At 58.3% G+C, this 14866-nt stretch carries 13 protein-coding genes; 1 reads left to right on the plus strand and 12 read right to left on the minus strand.

All coding sequences use genetic code 11. From position 1 onward, the window contains the following. Positions 1–37: 37 nt before the first annotated feature. A complete protein-coding gene (locus HCI85_RS11105) occupies positions 38–328 on the plus strand; it encodes a hypothetical protein (protein ID WP_090253300.1) in 291 nt (96 codons plus the stop codon). A gap of 58 nt (positions 329–386) precedes the next feature. Here the strand turns inward: HCI85_RS11105 and HCI85_RS11110 are convergent, their stop codons facing one another. The 12 genes from HCI85_RS11110 to sdhC all read right to left on the minus strand — a co-directional run bounded on the left by HCI85_RS11110 (position 387) and on the right by sdhC (position 14578). After that, positions 387–779 (minus strand): MAPEG family protein, encoded by a 393-nt coding sequence (locus tag HCI85_RS11110; RefSeq protein WP_167144754.1) that lies wholly within the window; start codon positions 777–779, stop codon positions 387–389. Beyond that, positions 776–1510 carry a DUF599 domain-containing protein gene (locus HCI85_RS11115; protein ID WP_090253295.1) on the minus strand — a complete coding sequence of 245 codons (735 nt, stop codon included), beginning with the start codon at positions 1508–1510 and terminating at the stop codon, positions 776–778. Before HCI85_RS11115 ends, HCI85_RS11110 begins: the two co-directional genes overlap by 4 nt. Before the next feature lie 100 nt (positions 1511–1610). Beyond that, positions 1611–2924, minus strand: a complete 1314-nt coding sequence (brnQ, locus tag HCI85_RS11120; RefSeq protein ID WP_167144755.1) for a branched-chain amino acid transport system II carrier protein — start codon at positions 2922–2924, stop codon at positions 1611–1613. Between the two features lie 283 nt (positions 2925–3207). Further along, the gene (sucD, locus tag HCI85_RS11125; RefSeq protein WP_090242057.1) at positions 3208–4095 is read right to left on the minus strand and encodes a succinate--CoA ligase subunit alpha; all 888 of its coding nucleotides are present in this window, start codon (positions 4093–4095) and stop codon (positions 3208–3210) included. Then, the gene (sucC, locus tag HCI85_RS11130) at positions 4095–5261 is read right to left on the minus strand and encodes an ADP-forming succinate--CoA ligase subunit beta (protein ID WP_090253289.1); all 1167 of its coding nucleotides are present in this window, start codon (positions 5259–5261) and stop codon (positions 4095–4097) included. The genes sucD and sucC overlap by 1 nt, the downstream gene beginning before the upstream one ends. A 208-nt stretch (positions 5262–5469) precedes the next feature. After that, a complete protein-coding gene (lpdA, locus tag HCI85_RS11135) occupies positions 5470–6906 on the minus strand; it encodes a dihydrolipoyl dehydrogenase (RefSeq protein WP_167144756.1) in 1437 nt (478 codons plus the stop codon). Between the two features lie 66 nt (positions 6907–6972). Next, positions 6973–8199 (minus strand): 2-oxoglutarate dehydrogenase complex dihydrolipoyllysine-residue succinyltransferase, encoded by a 1227-nt coding sequence (gene odhB, locus HCI85_RS11140; protein WP_167144757.1) that lies wholly within the window; start codon positions 8197–8199, stop codon positions 6973–6975. 69 nt (positions 8200–8268) lie between these two features. Then, positions 8269–11100 carry a 2-oxoglutarate dehydrogenase E1 component gene (locus HCI85_RS11145; RefSeq protein WP_167144758.1) on the minus strand — a complete coding sequence of 944 codons (2832 nt, stop codon included), beginning with the start codon at positions 11098–11100 and terminating at the stop codon, positions 8269–8271. 246 nt (positions 11101–11346) lie between these two features. Continuing rightward, the gene (locus HCI85_RS11150; RefSeq protein WP_167144759.1) at positions 11347–12054 is read right to left on the minus strand and encodes a succinate dehydrogenase iron-sulfur subunit; all 708 of its coding nucleotides are present in this window, start codon (positions 12052–12054) and stop codon (positions 11347–11349) included. Between the two features lie 11 nt (positions 12055–12065). Next, positions 12066–13838 (minus strand): succinate dehydrogenase flavoprotein subunit, encoded by a 1773-nt coding sequence (gene sdhA / locus HCI85_RS11155; protein WP_167144760.1) that lies wholly within the window; start codon positions 13836–13838, stop codon positions 12066–12068. 3 nt (positions 13839–13841) lie between these two features. After that, positions 13842–14210: a succinate dehydrogenase, hydrophobic membrane anchor protein gene (sdhD, locus tag HCI85_RS11160; protein WP_160087252.1), complete on the minus strand. Its 369-nt coding sequence runs from the start codon at positions 14208–14210 to the stop codon at positions 13842–13844. Further along, the gene (gene sdhC, locus HCI85_RS11165) at positions 14204–14578 is read right to left on the minus strand and encodes a succinate dehydrogenase, cytochrome b556 subunit (RefSeq protein WP_160087254.1); all 375 of its coding nucleotides are present in this window, start codon (positions 14576–14578) and stop codon (positions 14204–14206) included. The genes sdhD and sdhC overlap by 7 nt, the downstream gene beginning before the upstream one ends. Positions 14579–14866: the final 288 nt, after the last annotated feature.

The raw sequence follows: 14866 nt of genomic DNA on the forward strand, positions 1-14866 counted from the left end.
CCCGGCATTGATTTCTACACTACAAGGAGTACTAACCGTGCAAAAGCCATTCACCTATGCCCTGCTTCTCGCCGCCATGCTCGGCCTGGCAGCTTGCGAGAAAACCCCGGAAGACAAAGTAGAGTCAGCCAAGGAGTCCGCTGCTGAAGCCATTGAATCCATGGGTGATGCAGTTGAAGAAACCGGCGAAGCCATTGAGCAGAAAGCTGATGAAGTGATGGGCACCGAGCCAACCACTGGCGAGAAAATCGAAGACGCTGCCAATGATGCAGCTGACGCTATCGAAGATGCTGGCGATGAAGTCAAAGATACTGTTGACGGCCAATAAGCCTTCCAGCTGAAACAAACAAGCCCGCTTAATGCGGGCTTGTTTGTTTATGGCGCAATCAAAGCGCTGGGGTAAGCATGAGCAGCAGGCTGCACAGCAGCCCAACCACCCAGACCAGACTGCGCTGCCAGTGCAGGTCGGCCCAGTAGAAGAGCAGATAAAGCACCCGCGCTACAACGAAGATCACCGCCAAGACATCCACCAGAACGCCGTGGTTATTGGTCACATGGGCCATCAGCACGCCGACGGCAAACAGCGGAAACGCCTCGAAGCTATTCAAGTGCGCCGCCAAAGCACGCGCGCCAAAACCGGTCAGACGCGCTTGCTGGGCGCGCGGATGGTGGTTGTCGTAATGACCGTCACCCTCCTTCGCCATGGCCTTGGCCACCGGGGCCTTGGCAATAAAGATCAGTAATGCGCTGATAAAAATGCACCAGAATGGAATGCTCATTCGCTTTTCTCCTTGGGCGATTCGAATGCCGGGGTCTGGGTGTAGACCATCACTTCCAGCACATCGGAGTGAAACTCGCGGCGGTACAACACCAATACCACACCTGCGCTGACCAGCATGAAAAACCATGGGTTGATAAACCAGGCCAGGGTTGCCATACCGAAGTAATAGGCACGCAACCCCTGGTTGAACTGGTTGGCGGCCATCGAGATCACCCGCGCGGTGCGTTCGGCGAAGGCTTTGCGCTCCTGCTCAGTGACATGTCGCTCCCCCACCATCGGCGCAGAACCCACCAGTACGGCGGCGAAGTTGTACTGGCGCATGCACCAGCTGAAGGTAAAGAAGGCGTAGACGAACACCACCCCCAAGCACAGCAGTTTGACTTCGGACAGCTCGCGGCTGGCGGCCTGGACAAACGGCAGATCGGCCAGCAGCGATACTGCGCGATCAGAGGCGCCGAGCACGGTCAGAATACCGGCGAGGATGATCAGCGTACTGGAGGCGAAGAACGAGGCGTTACGCTCCAGGTTGCCGATCACGTTGGCATCGGCGATGCGGTTATCGCGTAGCAGCATGCGGCGCATCCAGTCTTCGCGGTACAGGTGCAGCACGCTGGCCAGGCATGGCGTGGTACGACCCTTGGCCTGGGCATAGCGGGTGTAACCGGCCCAGCAGACGACGAACCAGAGAACGGCAAGCAGGTGCGGTAGGTAGTAGTCACTGATTGGCATGCAAACTCCTTGTTAACCTGCGCCGATTATAGACAGGCCTGGCTTTCAGCTGGCCAACAAAAAGGCCGCTCAGTGAGCGGCCTTTTGTAACCAACAGAACTTAGGCTGCGGCGGTCTTCGGCGCACCTAGCGCGCGATCCACCACAAAAGCCAGGACCAGGGTCAGCAGCACCGGCAACAGCCAGCCGAGGCTCTGGTCCGCCAAAGGCAGTTGGCTGAAGAAGTTCGGGATCAGCGCCTTGCCGCCGGCTGCGGCAATCCCGTCAACCAGGCCAAACACCAAGGTGACCGCCATCACCGGACGGAACACCCGCGCCGGTGAACACCACAGATCATCCAGCAGACTCAGCGCCACCAGCACGATGGCCAGCGGGTACAAGCCGACCAGTACCGGAATCGAGAAGCTGATCAGCTGGGTCAAGCCCTGATTAGCCACCAGCAGGCTGAACACGCCAAACGCGATCACCACCGTGCGATAGGAAACCGGCAACAGGCCGCTGAAGAACTCGCCACACGCCGTCAGTAAACCCACAGCTGTGGTCAGGCAGGCCAGGGTAATCACTACGGCCAGCAGCAAGCTGCCTGCAGTACCGAAGGTGTGCTGCACATAGGCGGTAAGAATCTGCACGCCATTCTGCGCTTCACCGGCAATGCCCTGGCTAGTCGCACCGAGGTAGAACAGCGCCAGATAGACAAGCGACAGGCCCACTGCAGCGATCAGGCCGGCAATCACCGAGTAGCGGGTAATCAGCTTGCCGTCGGTCACGCCATGGTCGCGAATCGCGGTGGCAATCACGATGCCGAATACCAGTGCGCCGAGAGTATCCATGGTCAGGTAACCCTGCAGGAAACCCTGCACAAAGGGCGTGCTCTGGTAATCAGGCGATACCTGGCCGATCTCCCCCGCCGGGATCAGCAGCGCAGCGCCGCCCAATACCAGCAGCGCCGCCAGCAGCACCGGGGTGATGTACTTGCCGATGCGATCCACCAGTTGCCCCGGATTGAGAGACAGGAACAGCACCGCAGCAAAGTAGGCTAGGGTGTAGAGCAACAGCGCCGTGCTGCTATTGCCGCTGAACGGCGCGACGCCCATCTCGAACGACACCACCGCAGTGCGCGGCGTAGCGAATAACGGGCCAATGGCCAGGTACACAGCGACCGCAAACATTATGCCTGCACGCTTGCCTAGCGGCGCGGTGAGCAGCGCCATACCACCACCGACGCGCGCCAAGGCAACGATGGTCAGCAGCGGCAAGCCGACACCAGTGAGTAGAAAGCCCAGCGCTGCCAGGCCGATGTTCTCGCCCGCCGCCATACCGGCGCTGGGCGGAAAGATGATGTTGCCGGCGCCCAGGAACAGCGCAAACGTCATAAAACCGAGGGCCAGGAGATCCGAGCCTTTCAAACGAGTCATAGAAGGGAATACCACAGGCAGAAGGTTAAAAGTTCCGAGGGTTTCCCGATGGATCGGGGGAAACGTCACCCAGCCGGTTAAGCGGGGCCACTGCAGCACCCTGAGCCGCTTGTGGCGGAGCAGGCGCTAATCGTTGCAAGCCTAACGAAATTGGCACGCCAGCGGCACTGGCACAGGTCAGGCTGTCGGACTGGTGAAAAAAGCTGTCGCATCGGCAACAGTTCATCCCTGGCCGCAATAAAAAAGACCACCCAAAGGTGGCCTTTTCTCAGATCAAAAAGCCTTAGGCTTTTTTCACTTCCCAACCGGTCAGCTCGGCCAGGGCCTTGCCGATGTCAGCCAGGGAACGCACGGTTTTCACACCAGCGTCTTGCAGGGCTGCGAACTTCTCGTCTGCAGTACCCTTGCCGCCGGAGATGATTGCGCCGGCGTGGCCCATACGCTTGCCCGCCGGAGCGGTTACACCAGCGATGTAGGACACTACTGGCTTGGTCACGTTGGCCTTGATGTAAGCAGCAGCTTCTTCTTCAGCCGAACCGCCGATCTCACCGATCATCACGATCGCTTCGGTCTTCGGGTCTTCCTGGAACAGCTTCAGGATGTCGATGAAGTTGGAGCCTGGGATCGGGTCACCACCGATGCCAACGCAAGTGGACTGACCGAAACCGGCGTCAGTGGTCTGCTTAACAGCTTCGTAAGTCAGGGTGCCGGAACGCGACACGATGCCTACTTTACCTGGCAAGTGGATGTGGCCCGGCATGATGCCGATTTTGCACTCGCCCGGAGTGATCACGCCTGGGCAGTTCGGGCCGATCAGGACCACGCCCAGCTCGTCACACTTGACCTTGGCTTCGAGCATGTCGATGGTCGCGATACCTTCGGTGATGCAGACGATCAGCTTGATGCCGCCCATGGCCGCTTCAAGGATCGAGTCCTTGCAGAACGGAGCCGGAACGTAGATCACGCTGGCGGTGGCGCCAGTTTGTTCAACTGCTTCACGCACGGTGTTGAACACCGGCAGATTCAGGTGAGTGGTGCCGCCTTTGCCCGGAGTCACGCCGCCAACCATCTTGGTGCCGTAGGCGATGGCTTGTTCGGAGTGGAAAGTACCCTGCGAGCCGGTGAAGCCCTGGCAGATAACTTTGGTGTCTTTATTGATCAGGACGCTCATTACTTGCCCTCCGCAGCTTTGACGACTTGCTGAGCAGCGTCGGTCAGGCTGGTTGCCGCGATGATGTTCAGGCCGCTTTCTGCCAGGACTTTAGCGCCCAGCTCAGCGTTGTTGCCTTCCAGACGGACGACAACCGGGATTTTCACGCCGACTTCTTTCACTGCGCCGATGATGCCTTCGGCAATCATGTCGCAACGAACAATACCGCCGAAGATGTTTACCAGTACGGCAGCAACGTTGCTGTCGGACAGGATGATCTTGAAGGCTTCGGTCACGCGCTCTTTGGTTGCGCCGCCACCTACGTCGAGGAAGTTGGCTGGCTTGCCGCCGTGCAGGTTGACGATGTCCATGGTGCCCATGGCCAGGCCAGCACCGTTGACCATGCAACCGATGTTGCCTTCCAGCGCTACGTAGTTCAGTTCGAACTTGGCAGCGTGGGCTTCACGCGGATCGTCCTGGGACGGATCGTGCATGGCGCGCAGCTTCGGCTGACGGTACATGGCGTTGCTGTCGATGTTGATCTTGGCGTCGAGGCAATGCAGATTGCCGTCAGCCTTGATCACCAGCGGGTTCACTTCCAGCAGAGCCAGGTCATAGTCCTGGAACAGCTTGGCCAGGCCAACGAAGATCTGAGTGAACTGCTTGATCTGATCACCTTCCAGGCCCAGCTGGAATGCCAGCTCGCGGCCCTGGAACGGCTGAGCGCCGACCAGCGGGTCGATGGTCGCCTTGAGGATCTTCTCAGGGGTATCGTGGGCTACTTTCTCGATGTCCACGCCACCTTCGGTGGAAGCCATGAACACGATGCGACGGCTGGAACGGTCAACGACCGCGCCCAGGTAGAGTTCCTTGGCGATGTCGGTGCAGGACTCGACCAGGATCTTGGTCACTGGCTGACCGTTGGCATCTGTCTGGTAAGTCACCAGACGCTTGCCCAGCCAGTTGGCGGCGAAGGCTTTGGCGTCTTCTTTGTTCTTAACCAGCTTCACGCCGCCCGCTTTACCGCGGCCACCAGCGTGGACTTGAGCCTTGACGACCCACTCGGTGCCACCGATTTTTTCGCAGGCTGCTGCGGCTTCTTCCGGGGTGTCTACCGCGAAGCCCTTGGATACGGGCAGGCCGTATTCAGCGAACAGCTGCTTACCCTGATACTCGTGGAGATTCATGCTTGTCTACCGTCTTCGTTTAGGTATTGCGCATACGGTGCTGCACTTGTGATGCCGCACCACCTGTGACTGCTTCTGGAGCAATCCGGCTAACGTTCCGCGCAGAACCTGAGGTCTACACGGGCAGTCGGCCGTGGTTCTTCCTGTTGAGCTGCACCTTCACCGCTACACAACGCCGGTGAAGGCATCCGCTCAAACAAACAACGACTTAACGCTTCTTGCGATTGGCGATGTGGATGGCGTGGCCATTCACTGCCAGAGCAGCTTCATGCAGCGCTTCGGACAGCGTCGGATGGGAGAACACCATCATCCCCAGATCCTCGGCGCTGGTGCCGAATTCCATACCAATTGCACCCTGCTGAACCAGTTCGGCAGCGCTTGGGCCAATCACGTGTACACCCAGAACGCGGTCGGTGTTGGCATCGGCGATCACCTTGACCATACCGCCGGTGTCGTTGGCCGCCATGGCGCGACCGCTGGCAGCGAACGGGAAGGTGCCGACGTTAACGGCAACGCCTTCGGTCTTCAGCTGCTGCTCGGTTTTACCAACCCATGCGATTTCCGGGTGGGTGTAGATAACCGACGGGATCAGGTCGTAGTTCATCTGGGCTTTGTGGCCGGCGATGCGCTCGGCAACCATGATGCCCTCTTCCGAGGCTTTGTGGGCCAGCATCGCGCCGCGTACCACGTCACCAATGGCGTAAACACCCGGTACGCTGGTGGCGCACTGGTCGTCAACGAAGATGAAACCACGCTCGTCCATGTCAACGCCGCTGTCGGCAGCCAACAGGTCGGTAGTCACCGGACGACGACCAACAGCAACGATCAGCTTGTCGAATACGATCTTCTGCTCGCCTTCGGCGTCGGTGAAGTTGACAGTGACCTGCTTCTTCTTCACTTCCGACCCAGTAACGCGAGCGCCCAGACGGATGCTCAGGCCTTGCTTGGTGAAGGTTTTCAGCGCTTCCTTGGCGATCTGCTCATCGGCAGCCGGGAGGAACTTGTCCAGTGCTTCCAGCACGGTCACTTCAGCGCCCAGACGCGCCCACACCGAACCCAGTTCCAAGCCGATTACGCCAGCGCCGATCACGCCCAGCTTCTTCGGCACGCTCTGGAATTCCAGGGCGCCAGTGGAATCAACGATCACGTCCTGATCAACCGGAGCTGGCGGGATGTCGATCGGCTTGGAGCCGGAGGCCAGAATCACGTTCTCTGCTTCGACGATCTGCGTCTTGCCGTCGGAGCCAGTGACTTCAACCTGCTTGTTCGCCAGCAGCTTCCCGTGACCTTCGAGCAGGGTCACGCCATTGGCTTTGAACAGCGTGGCAACGCCGCCGGTGAGGTTTTTCACAATATTGGCCTTGCGACCGATCATCGCAGGCACGTCGATGGTCACGCCCTTGGCTTCAATACCGTGAATTGCGAAGTGATCCTTCGCCTCATAGTATTTCCAGGAGCTGTCCAGCAGCGCCTTGGACGGAATGCAACCGACGTTCAGGCACGTACCACCTAGCGCAACCTTGCCCTCTTTATCCTGGTACTTCTCGATGCAGGCAGTCTTCAAGCCGAGCTGCGCTGCTTTGATGGCCGCTACATAGCCGCCAGGGCCGGCACCGATGACTACCACGTCGAATTTCTGGGTCATAACGTATTCCTTCTCGAATAAACCGGACGGCCCTGGTTAGAGAGCCGCCGAGGGAGAAACTGGCTTTTAGATGTCCAGCAGCAGACGCGCCGGGTCTTCCAGCAAGTTCTTGATGGTCACCAGGAAGGTCACGGCTTCCTTACCATCAATCAGGCGGTGATCGTAGGACAACGCCAGGTACATCATTGGACGGATTACCACCTGGCCATTCACGGCCATCGGACGCTGGATAATGTTGTGCATACCCAGAATCGCGGCTTGCGGCGGGTTGACGATCGGCGTCGACATCATCGAACCGAAGGTGCCGCCGTTAGTGATGGTGAAGGTGCCGCCAGTCATTTCTTCGATCGATAGCTTGCCGTCTTTGGCTTTCTTGCCAAAGGTGGCAATGCCGTTCTCGATTTCAGCCAGGCTCATCAGCTCGGCGTTACGCAGCACAGGAACAACCAGACCACGGTCGCTGGACACGGCAACGCCGATGTCGGCGTAGCCGTGGTAAACGATGTCTGTCCCATCGATCGAGGCGTTGACTGCTGGGAAACGCTTCAGCGCTTCAGTGGCAGCCTTGACGAAGAACGACATAAAGCCCAGGCGCACGCCGTTGTGGCTCTTCTCGAACAGGTCTTTGTACTTCGAACGCAGCGCCATGACTTCGGTCATGTCGACTTCGTTGAAGGTGGTCAGCATGGCCATGGAGGACTGAGCCTCGACCAGACGCTCGGCGATCTTGGCGCGCAGGCGGGTCATCGGTACACGCTTCTCGGTGCGGTCGCCGGTGGCGAATACCGGAGCGGCAGCGGCTGGCGCGGCTGGCTTGGCGGCAGGTGCAGCAGCAGGCGCGTTCTTCTTCGCGTCAACGGCAGCCACCACGTCTTCCTTGGTGACACGACCGCCTTTACCGGTGCCGGCGATGCTGTTCGGATCGATACCATTTTCTTCGGCAATCTTGCGCGCAGCTGGGGACAGGATCTGATCGTCGCCCGCAGCAGCGGCAGGTGCAGCGGCAGCAGGTGCAGCAGCCTGAGCGGCAACAGCCGGTGCAGGAGCAGCCGCGCCGCCCTCGCCCAGGGTACCGAGCAGTTCGTTGGACAGAACGGTGTCGCCTTCATTCTTGATGATCTGCGCGAGGACGCCGTCGGCCTCGGCCAGCACTTCGATCACTACCTTGTCGGTTTCGATGTCAACGATCAGCTCGTCGCGCTTGACCGCATCGCCCGGCTTCTTGTGCCAAGTGGCCACGGTGCCGTCGGCAACCGATTCCGGGAAAGTAGGGGCTTTGATCTCGATAGCCATTGTGTGTGGTTCCTTAAATTCGGTTTCTTCTAGCAGGCGACCCAGTTGGCCGCCTGTTGCGCGAAGGCGTTAAACAGTAAAGGCGTCTTGCAGGAGTTTTTCCTGCTGTTCGGCGTGCATCGATGCATAACCACAGGCAGGTGCAGCAGACGCATCACGACCGGCGTACTCGAGGAACAGCGCTTTCTTGTGCGCTGTCGCCACGCGACGCATGTGATGCTGGCTGCAGTACCAGGCACCCTGGTTCATCGGCTCTTCCTGACACCAGACGATGTGCTTGAGGTTCTTGTACGGAGCAATTGCCTCGGCCAGATCATCTTCCGGGAACGGATAGAGCTGCTCGATACGCACGATGGCGATGTCTTCGCGGCCTTCGTTGCGGCGCTTCTCCAGCAAGTCGTAGTAAACCTTGCCGCTGCACAGAATCAGACGCTCGACTTTCTTCGGATCGATTGCATCGATCTCCGGAATCACGGTCTGGAACGAGCCTTCGGCCAGATCTTCCAAAGTCGAGATGGCCAATTTGTGGCGCAGCAGCGACTTCGGCGTCAATACGACCAATGGCTTGCGCAACGGGCGAATCACCTGACGACGCAGCAAGTGGTAGATTTGCGACGGGGTGGTCGGTACGGCAACCTGCATGTTGTGCTCGGCGCACAGCTGCAGATAACGCTCCAGACGCGCCGAGCTGTGCTCAGGCCCCTGCCCTTCATAACCGTGCGGCAGCAGCATGGTCAGACCGCACAGACGGCCCCACTTGTGCTCGCCACTGGAAATGAACTGGTCGAACACTACCTGAGCACCGTTGGCGAAGTCGCCGAACTGCGCTTCCCAGATCACCAGCGACTGCGGCTGGGTGGTGGCATAGCCGTATTCGAAGGCCAGCACGGCTTCTTCCGAGAGGAAAGAGTCGTACAGGTCGAAACGCGGCTGACCCTGGTAGAGGTTTTGCAGCGGCAGATGAGTGCCGGCATCCTTCTGGTTGTGCAGCACCGCGTGACGGTGCGAGAAGGTACCGCGGCCGATGTCCTGGCCGGTCATACGGATTGGGTGGCCTTCGAACAACAGGGTGGCGTAGGCCATGGTTTCGGCGTAGCCCCAGTTGATCGGCAGTGCACCTGCACTCATCTTCTGGCGGTCTTCGAGAATTTTCGCGACCTGGCGCTGCACGACGAAGCCTTCCGGAATTTCCAGCAGCTTGTTGGACAGCTCCTGCAGGGTTTTCAGCTCGAAACGCGTGTCGTGACGCGCGGTCCAGGCATGGCCCAGGTACGGACGCCAATCGACGAAGAGTTCCTTGTTCGGCTCTTTGACCAGGCTTTTGACCACATGCTGACCGTTATCCAGCGCGGTACGGTACTCGTCGATCTTGGCCTGCACCTCATCTGCCGACTGACGCGCCGCAGCGGTCAGCACTTCGGCATACAGCTCACGGGTGGTGCGCTGCTTGGTGATTTGCTGATACATGATCGGCTGGGTGCCGCTCGGCTCGTCGGCCTCGTTGTGGCCGCGACGGCGGTAGCAGACCAAGTCGATGACCACGTCACGCTTGTACTGCATGCGGTAATCGACAGCCAGCTGGGTCACGAACAGCACCGCTTCCGGATCATCGCCATTAACGTGCAGGATCGGCGCCTGAATCATCTTGGCAACGTCTGTGCAGTACTCAGTGGAACGCGAGTCCAGCGGGTTGCTGATGGTAAAGCCGACCTGGTTGTTGATCACGATGTGGATGGTACCGCCCGTCTTGAAGCCGCGAGTCTGCGACATCTGGAAGGTTTCCATGACCACACCCTGACCGGCAAATGCTGCGTCACCGTGCAGGGAAACCGGCAGTACTTTCTCGCCAATCGCGTCGTTACGACGGTCCTGACGGGCACGTACCGAACCTTCGACCACTGGGGAAACGATCTCCAGGTGAGACGGGTTGAACGCCATCGCCAGGTGCACTTCGCCGCCAGCGGTCATCACGTTGGAGGAGAAACCCTGGTGGTATTTCACGTCACCGGACGACAAGCCTTCGGTTTTCTTGCCTTCGAACTCGTCGAACAAGTCGCGTGGGTTCTTGCCGAAGGTGTTGACCAGCACGTTAAGACGGCCACGGTGGGCCATGCCGATAACGATTTCCTTGGTGCCGTAGGAGCCGGAACGCTGGATCACTTCATCGAGCAGCGGAATCAGGCTCTCGCCGCCTTCCAGACCGAAACGCTTGGTGCCGGGGTATTTGGTGCCCAGGTACTTTTCCAAGCCTTCGGCTGCGGTCAGACGCTCAAGCAGGTGGCTCTGCACGTCAACCGAGAATTGTGGACGACCGCGCACGCTTTCCAGGCGCTGCTGGAACCAGCTGCGCTGCTCGGAATCAACGATATGGGTGAACTCAGCGCCAATGGTGCGGCAATATGTCTGCTGCAACGCATCGCGAATTTCGCGCAGAGTAGCCTCTTCCTTGCCAATGAACAGCCCACCGGTACGGAAGGTGGTGTCCAGATCGGCATCGGTCAGACCATAGTGATTGATTGCCAGATCAGCCGGGACAGGACGCTTCCAGAGGCCAAGCGGATCGAGCTGGGCAGCCTGATGGCCGCGCATGCGATAAGCCTGAATCAGGCGCAGCACTTCGACTTGCTTCTTTTCGTGCTCACTGCTGACGCTACCAGCAGACACCGGTTGGGCGCGGCGCTGGTTTTTGGCGAGCAGGACGAAATGATCGCGAATCGTTGAATGCGATACGTCTGTGGCGGCGCTGCCGTCAGTCGGCAACTTCTGGAAGTAAGTGCGCCACTCTTCTGGCACAGCGTTGGGATCGTGCAGGTAAAGCTCATAGAGCTCTTCCACATAGGCAGCGTTACCACCGGATAGGTGGGCACTGTCCCACATGCGCTGCATCACGCTTTCTTGCATGCTTGGTCACCCTCGGTAAGGGGACACCACCGGCGAAGAAACCGCATGGCTGTCAGTCCTGAAGCAGCGACTGGTAAGCCACTACGGATCCCGCAGATAGTCCGGGCACCAGCCCGGATGCCCCTGCTGGTCGTCATATTTTTCAAATTAGGGCCACCGCTTTGTGAGCAGCAGCCCTGGCTAAAACTACGGCGCTGGGTTGAAAGCAGCGCCGCAGGTGTTACAGGTCTAGCAAACAACCGTGAATCAGGTACCGCTTTGCAGCAACATGTTACGTACGTGGCCGATTGCCTTGGTCGGGTTAAGACCCTTAGGGCAGACGTTCACGCAGTTCATGATGCCGCGGCAACGGAACACGCTGAACGGATCATCCAACGACGCCAGACGCTGTTCGGTCTGAGTATCACGGCTATCAGCCAGGAAACGATAAGCCTGCAGCAGTGCAGCTGGGCCGAGGAACTTGTCAGGGTTCCACCAGAACGACGGGCAGCTGGTAGAGCAGCACGCGCACAGAATGCACTCGTACAGACCATCCAACTTCTCACGCTCTTCCGGCGACTGCAGACGCTCGATGGCCGGAGCAGGCGTGTCGTTCTGCAAATATGGCTGCACCTTCTCGTACTGCTTGTAGAAGATGCTCATATCAACAACCAGGTCACGAATGACTGGTAAGCCAGGCAGCGGCCGGATCACAAGCTTGCCACCTTTAAGGCCGGCAACCGAAAGCGGCGTGATGCACGCCAGACCATTCTTGCCGTTGATGTTCATGCCGTCGGAGCCACAAACACCCTCACGGCAGGAACGACGGTAAGAAAAGCCTTGATCCTGCTCTTTGATCAAAGCCAGCACGTCGAGGACCATTACATCCTTGCCGCCGGTATCGACCTGGAAGTCTTGCATAAACGGCGCTGCATCTTTTCCCGGGTTGTAGCGATAAACACTGACTTGCAACATATCAGTCACCCTTAATAAGTCCGGACCTTGGGTTCAAACGCCGGTACTGTCTTCGGCGCGAAATTGACGGCACGCTTACTGACGCGCTTATCCTCTGGAAGATAGAGGGAGTGGCACAACCAGTTTTCGTCATCACGCTCTTCAAAGTCTTCGCGAGCGTGAGCCCCACGGGACTCTTTACGGGCCTCCGCAGCGATCGCAGTAGCCTCAGCAACTTCGAGAAGGTTTTGCAGTTCCAGCGCCTCGATACGCGCAGTATTAAATGCCTGACTCTTATCCGCGATCTTGACGTTCGCGATGCGCTCACGCAGGTCGGTCAGTTGTTTGATGCCTTTTTGCATGTATTCGCCGGTGCGGAACACACCGAAGTAGTTTTGCATGCAGTTCTGCAGTTCTTTACGCAGCGGTGCTACGTCTTCACCTGTGGTGCGCTCGTTGACGCCAGCCAAACGCTTGAGCGACAGCTCAATGTCCGTCTCGGACGCGCCACGCGCATCTACGCCTTCTTTAAGCGCTTTTTCCAGGTGGATACCGGCGGCACGGCCGAACACCACGAGGTCAAGCAACGAGTTGCCGCCAAGGCGGTTTGCGCCATGAACCGATACGCAAGCCACTTCGCCCACAGCGAACAGACCGTCGATGATCTTGTCGTTACCGTTGGCATCCTGGGTGATGGCCTGACCATGGATGTTGGTCGGTACGCCGCCCATCATATAGTGGCAAGTCGGCACAACCGGGATAGGTGCAACAACCGGATCAACGTGTGCGAAGGTCTTCGACAGCTCGCAGATACCCGGAAGACGGCTATGAAGCACCTCCTCACCTAGGTGATCGAGTTTGAGCATCACGTGATCGCCTTCTGGACCACAACCGTTGCCGGCGATGATTTCTTTAACCATCGAGCGTGCAACAACGTCGCGGCCAGCCAGGTCTTTGGCGTTCGGAGCATAACGCTCCATGAAACGCTCGCCGTGCTTGTTGATCAGGTAACCACCTTCACCACGGCAGCCTTCGGTTACCAGCGTACCGGCACCTGCGATACCGGTTGGGTGGAACTGCCACATTTCGATGTCCTGCACCGGAACGCCAGCACGCAAAGCCATACCAACACCGTCACCCGTATTGATCAGGGCATTGGTGGTGGAGGCATAAATGCGACCAGCACCACCGGTAGCCAATACTGTGGCTTTGGAACGGATATAAACGGTTTCGCCGGTTTCGATGCAGATGGCGATGGTGCCAACTACGGCGCCGTCCTGGTTCTTCACCAGATCGACCGCGTACCACTCGTTGAGGAACGAGGTGCCAGCTTTCAGGTTGGCCTGGTACAGGGTATGCAGCAGGGCGTGACCGGTACGGTCAGCAGCAGCACAGGTGCGCGCAGCCTGAGTCGGGTTATTCGGGCCTTTGGACTGACCGCCGAACGGACGCTGATAGATGCGACCCTGCTCGGTACGGGAGAACGGCAGCCCCATGTGTTCCAGTTCAAATACGGCTTCCGGACCCACGGAACACATGTACTCGATAGCGTCCTGGTCACCGATATAGTCGGAGCCCTTGACGGTGTCGTACATGTGCCAGCGCCAATCATCGTTCGGGTCGGCCGAAGCGATGGCACAGGTGATACCACCCTGAGCGGAAACAGTGTGCGAGCGGGTCGGGAAGACCTTGGTCACGACTGCAGTTTTGTGACCACCCTGAGCCAACTGCAGTGCAGCGCGCATACCCGCGCCGCCGCCACCAACAATGATGGCGTCATAAGAAAGAGTGCGAATGCTTGTCATGGATCAGTTACCCCAAAAAATCTGCACGCCCCAGACGAAGAACGCGAACATGGCAACGCCACACGCGGCCTGGAACAGAAAACGCACGACAGTAGCCCACTTACCCAGGGCCATCGGCGTCAGGTAGTCGGTGGAAATTGTCCACATGCCAACCCAGGCGTGAACGCTAAGCGCCACCAGAGTCAACAGACTGAAGATACGCATTGCGTTATTGGAGAACAGCGCCTGCCATTCGGCATAACCCAGACCCGGGTTACACACAACAAAGCCAAGCAAAAACAGCACATAAGCCGCGAGGACGACAGCAGACACACGCTGCGCCATCCAGTCATAAAGACCCGAACGCGAGAAATTCGTGACGTTGGTTACCATATCCACACCCCCAGCAGCACGATCACGATCGTCGAGACGACGAGAACGATTTTCGAACCCAGCTTGCCGCCTTCCAGCGTCTCACCGATGCCCATGTCCATGATCAAGTGGCGTACACCGGCCACCAGGTGGTACAGCAGAGCGGACAACAGACCCCAAATCACAAACTTGGCCAGCGGGCTGGTCAAGCACTCTTTCACCTCAGCAAAACCTTCTGCAGATGCCAGCGATTTGTCGAGCCCGTACAGCAGCACAGCAATGCCGAAAAACAGAATGATTCCAGAAACACGGTGAAGGAATGACGTAACGCCAGTGATAGGAAGTTTGATCGTCCTAAGGTCGAGGTTTACAGGTCTTTGGCTATTCACGGCTTTTTATCACACTGAGAGCCCCTAACTATCAGGGCAAAGTTGTCGGGAGGTGCACTGGTCAGGTACCCATCACCCAAGGAGTGACAACTACCAAAAGACAGGCTAAAGCCCTTGGTAGCTGGGCGCAGAGTATAGACAGTTAGGTTACTAATGACAACGCAAAGCCCCCTACCTAAAAGCGCATTGCGTACCTTTTATAAATGGCGTAAAGAACCACTTTAAAAGCCCGAAAACCACCCGCAAACCCTTCTGCCGCCTGGGTTTTCGCAAATTGACATTCGAATT

The sequence above is a fragment of the Pseudomonas sp. OTU750018 genome, from assembly GCF_011636575.1.
GTDB classification, from domain to species: Bacteria; Pseudomonadota; Gammaproteobacteria; order Pseudomonadales; family Pseudomonadaceae; genus Aquipseudomonas; species Aquipseudomonas peli.

Excerpts from the sequence above, each read along its gene's own strand:
- sucC (WP_090253289.1), bottom strand. The coding sequence starts at position 5,261 with ATGAATCTCCACGAGTATCAGGGTAAGCAGCTGTTCGCTGAATACGGC.
- HCI85_RS11150 (WP_167144759.1), bottom strand. The coding sequence starts at position 12,054 with ATGTTGCAAGTCAGTGTTTATCGCTACAACCCGGGAAAAGATGCAGCG.
- HCI85_RS11145 (WP_167144758.1), bottom strand. The coding sequence starts at position 11,100 with ATGCAAGAAAGCGTGATGCAGCGCATGTGGGACAGTGCCCACCTATCC.
- sdhA (WP_167144760.1), bottom strand. The coding sequence starts at position 13,838 with ATGACAAGCATTCGCACTCTTTCTTATGACGCCATCATTGTTGGTGGC.
- brnQ (WP_167144755.1), bottom strand. The coding sequence starts at position 2,924 with ATGACTCGTTTGAAAGGCTCGGATCTCCTGGCCCTCGGTTTTATGACG.
- sucD (WP_090242057.1), bottom strand. The coding sequence starts at position 4,095 with ATGAGCGTCCTGATCAATAAAGACACCAAAGTTATCTGCCAGGGCTTC.
- odhB (WP_167144757.1), bottom strand. The coding sequence starts at position 8,199 with ATGGCTATCGAGATCAAAGCCCCTACTTTCCCGGAATCGGTTGCCGAC.
- HCI85_RS11115 (WP_090253295.1), bottom strand. The coding sequence starts at position 1,510 with ATGCCAATCAGTGACTACTACCTACCGCACCTGCTTGCCGTTCTCTGG.
- sdhD (WP_160087252.1), bottom strand. The coding sequence starts at position 14,210 with ATGGTAACCAACGTCACGAATTTCTCGCGTTCGGGTCTTTATGACTGG.
- lpdA (WP_167144756.1), bottom strand. The coding sequence starts at position 6,906 with ATGACCCAGAAATTCGACGTGGTAGTCATCGGTGCCGGCCCTGGCGGC.
- HCI85_RS11110 (WP_167144754.1), bottom strand. The coding sequence starts at position 779 with ATGAGCATTCCATTCTGGTGCATTTTTATCAGCGCATTACTGATCTTT.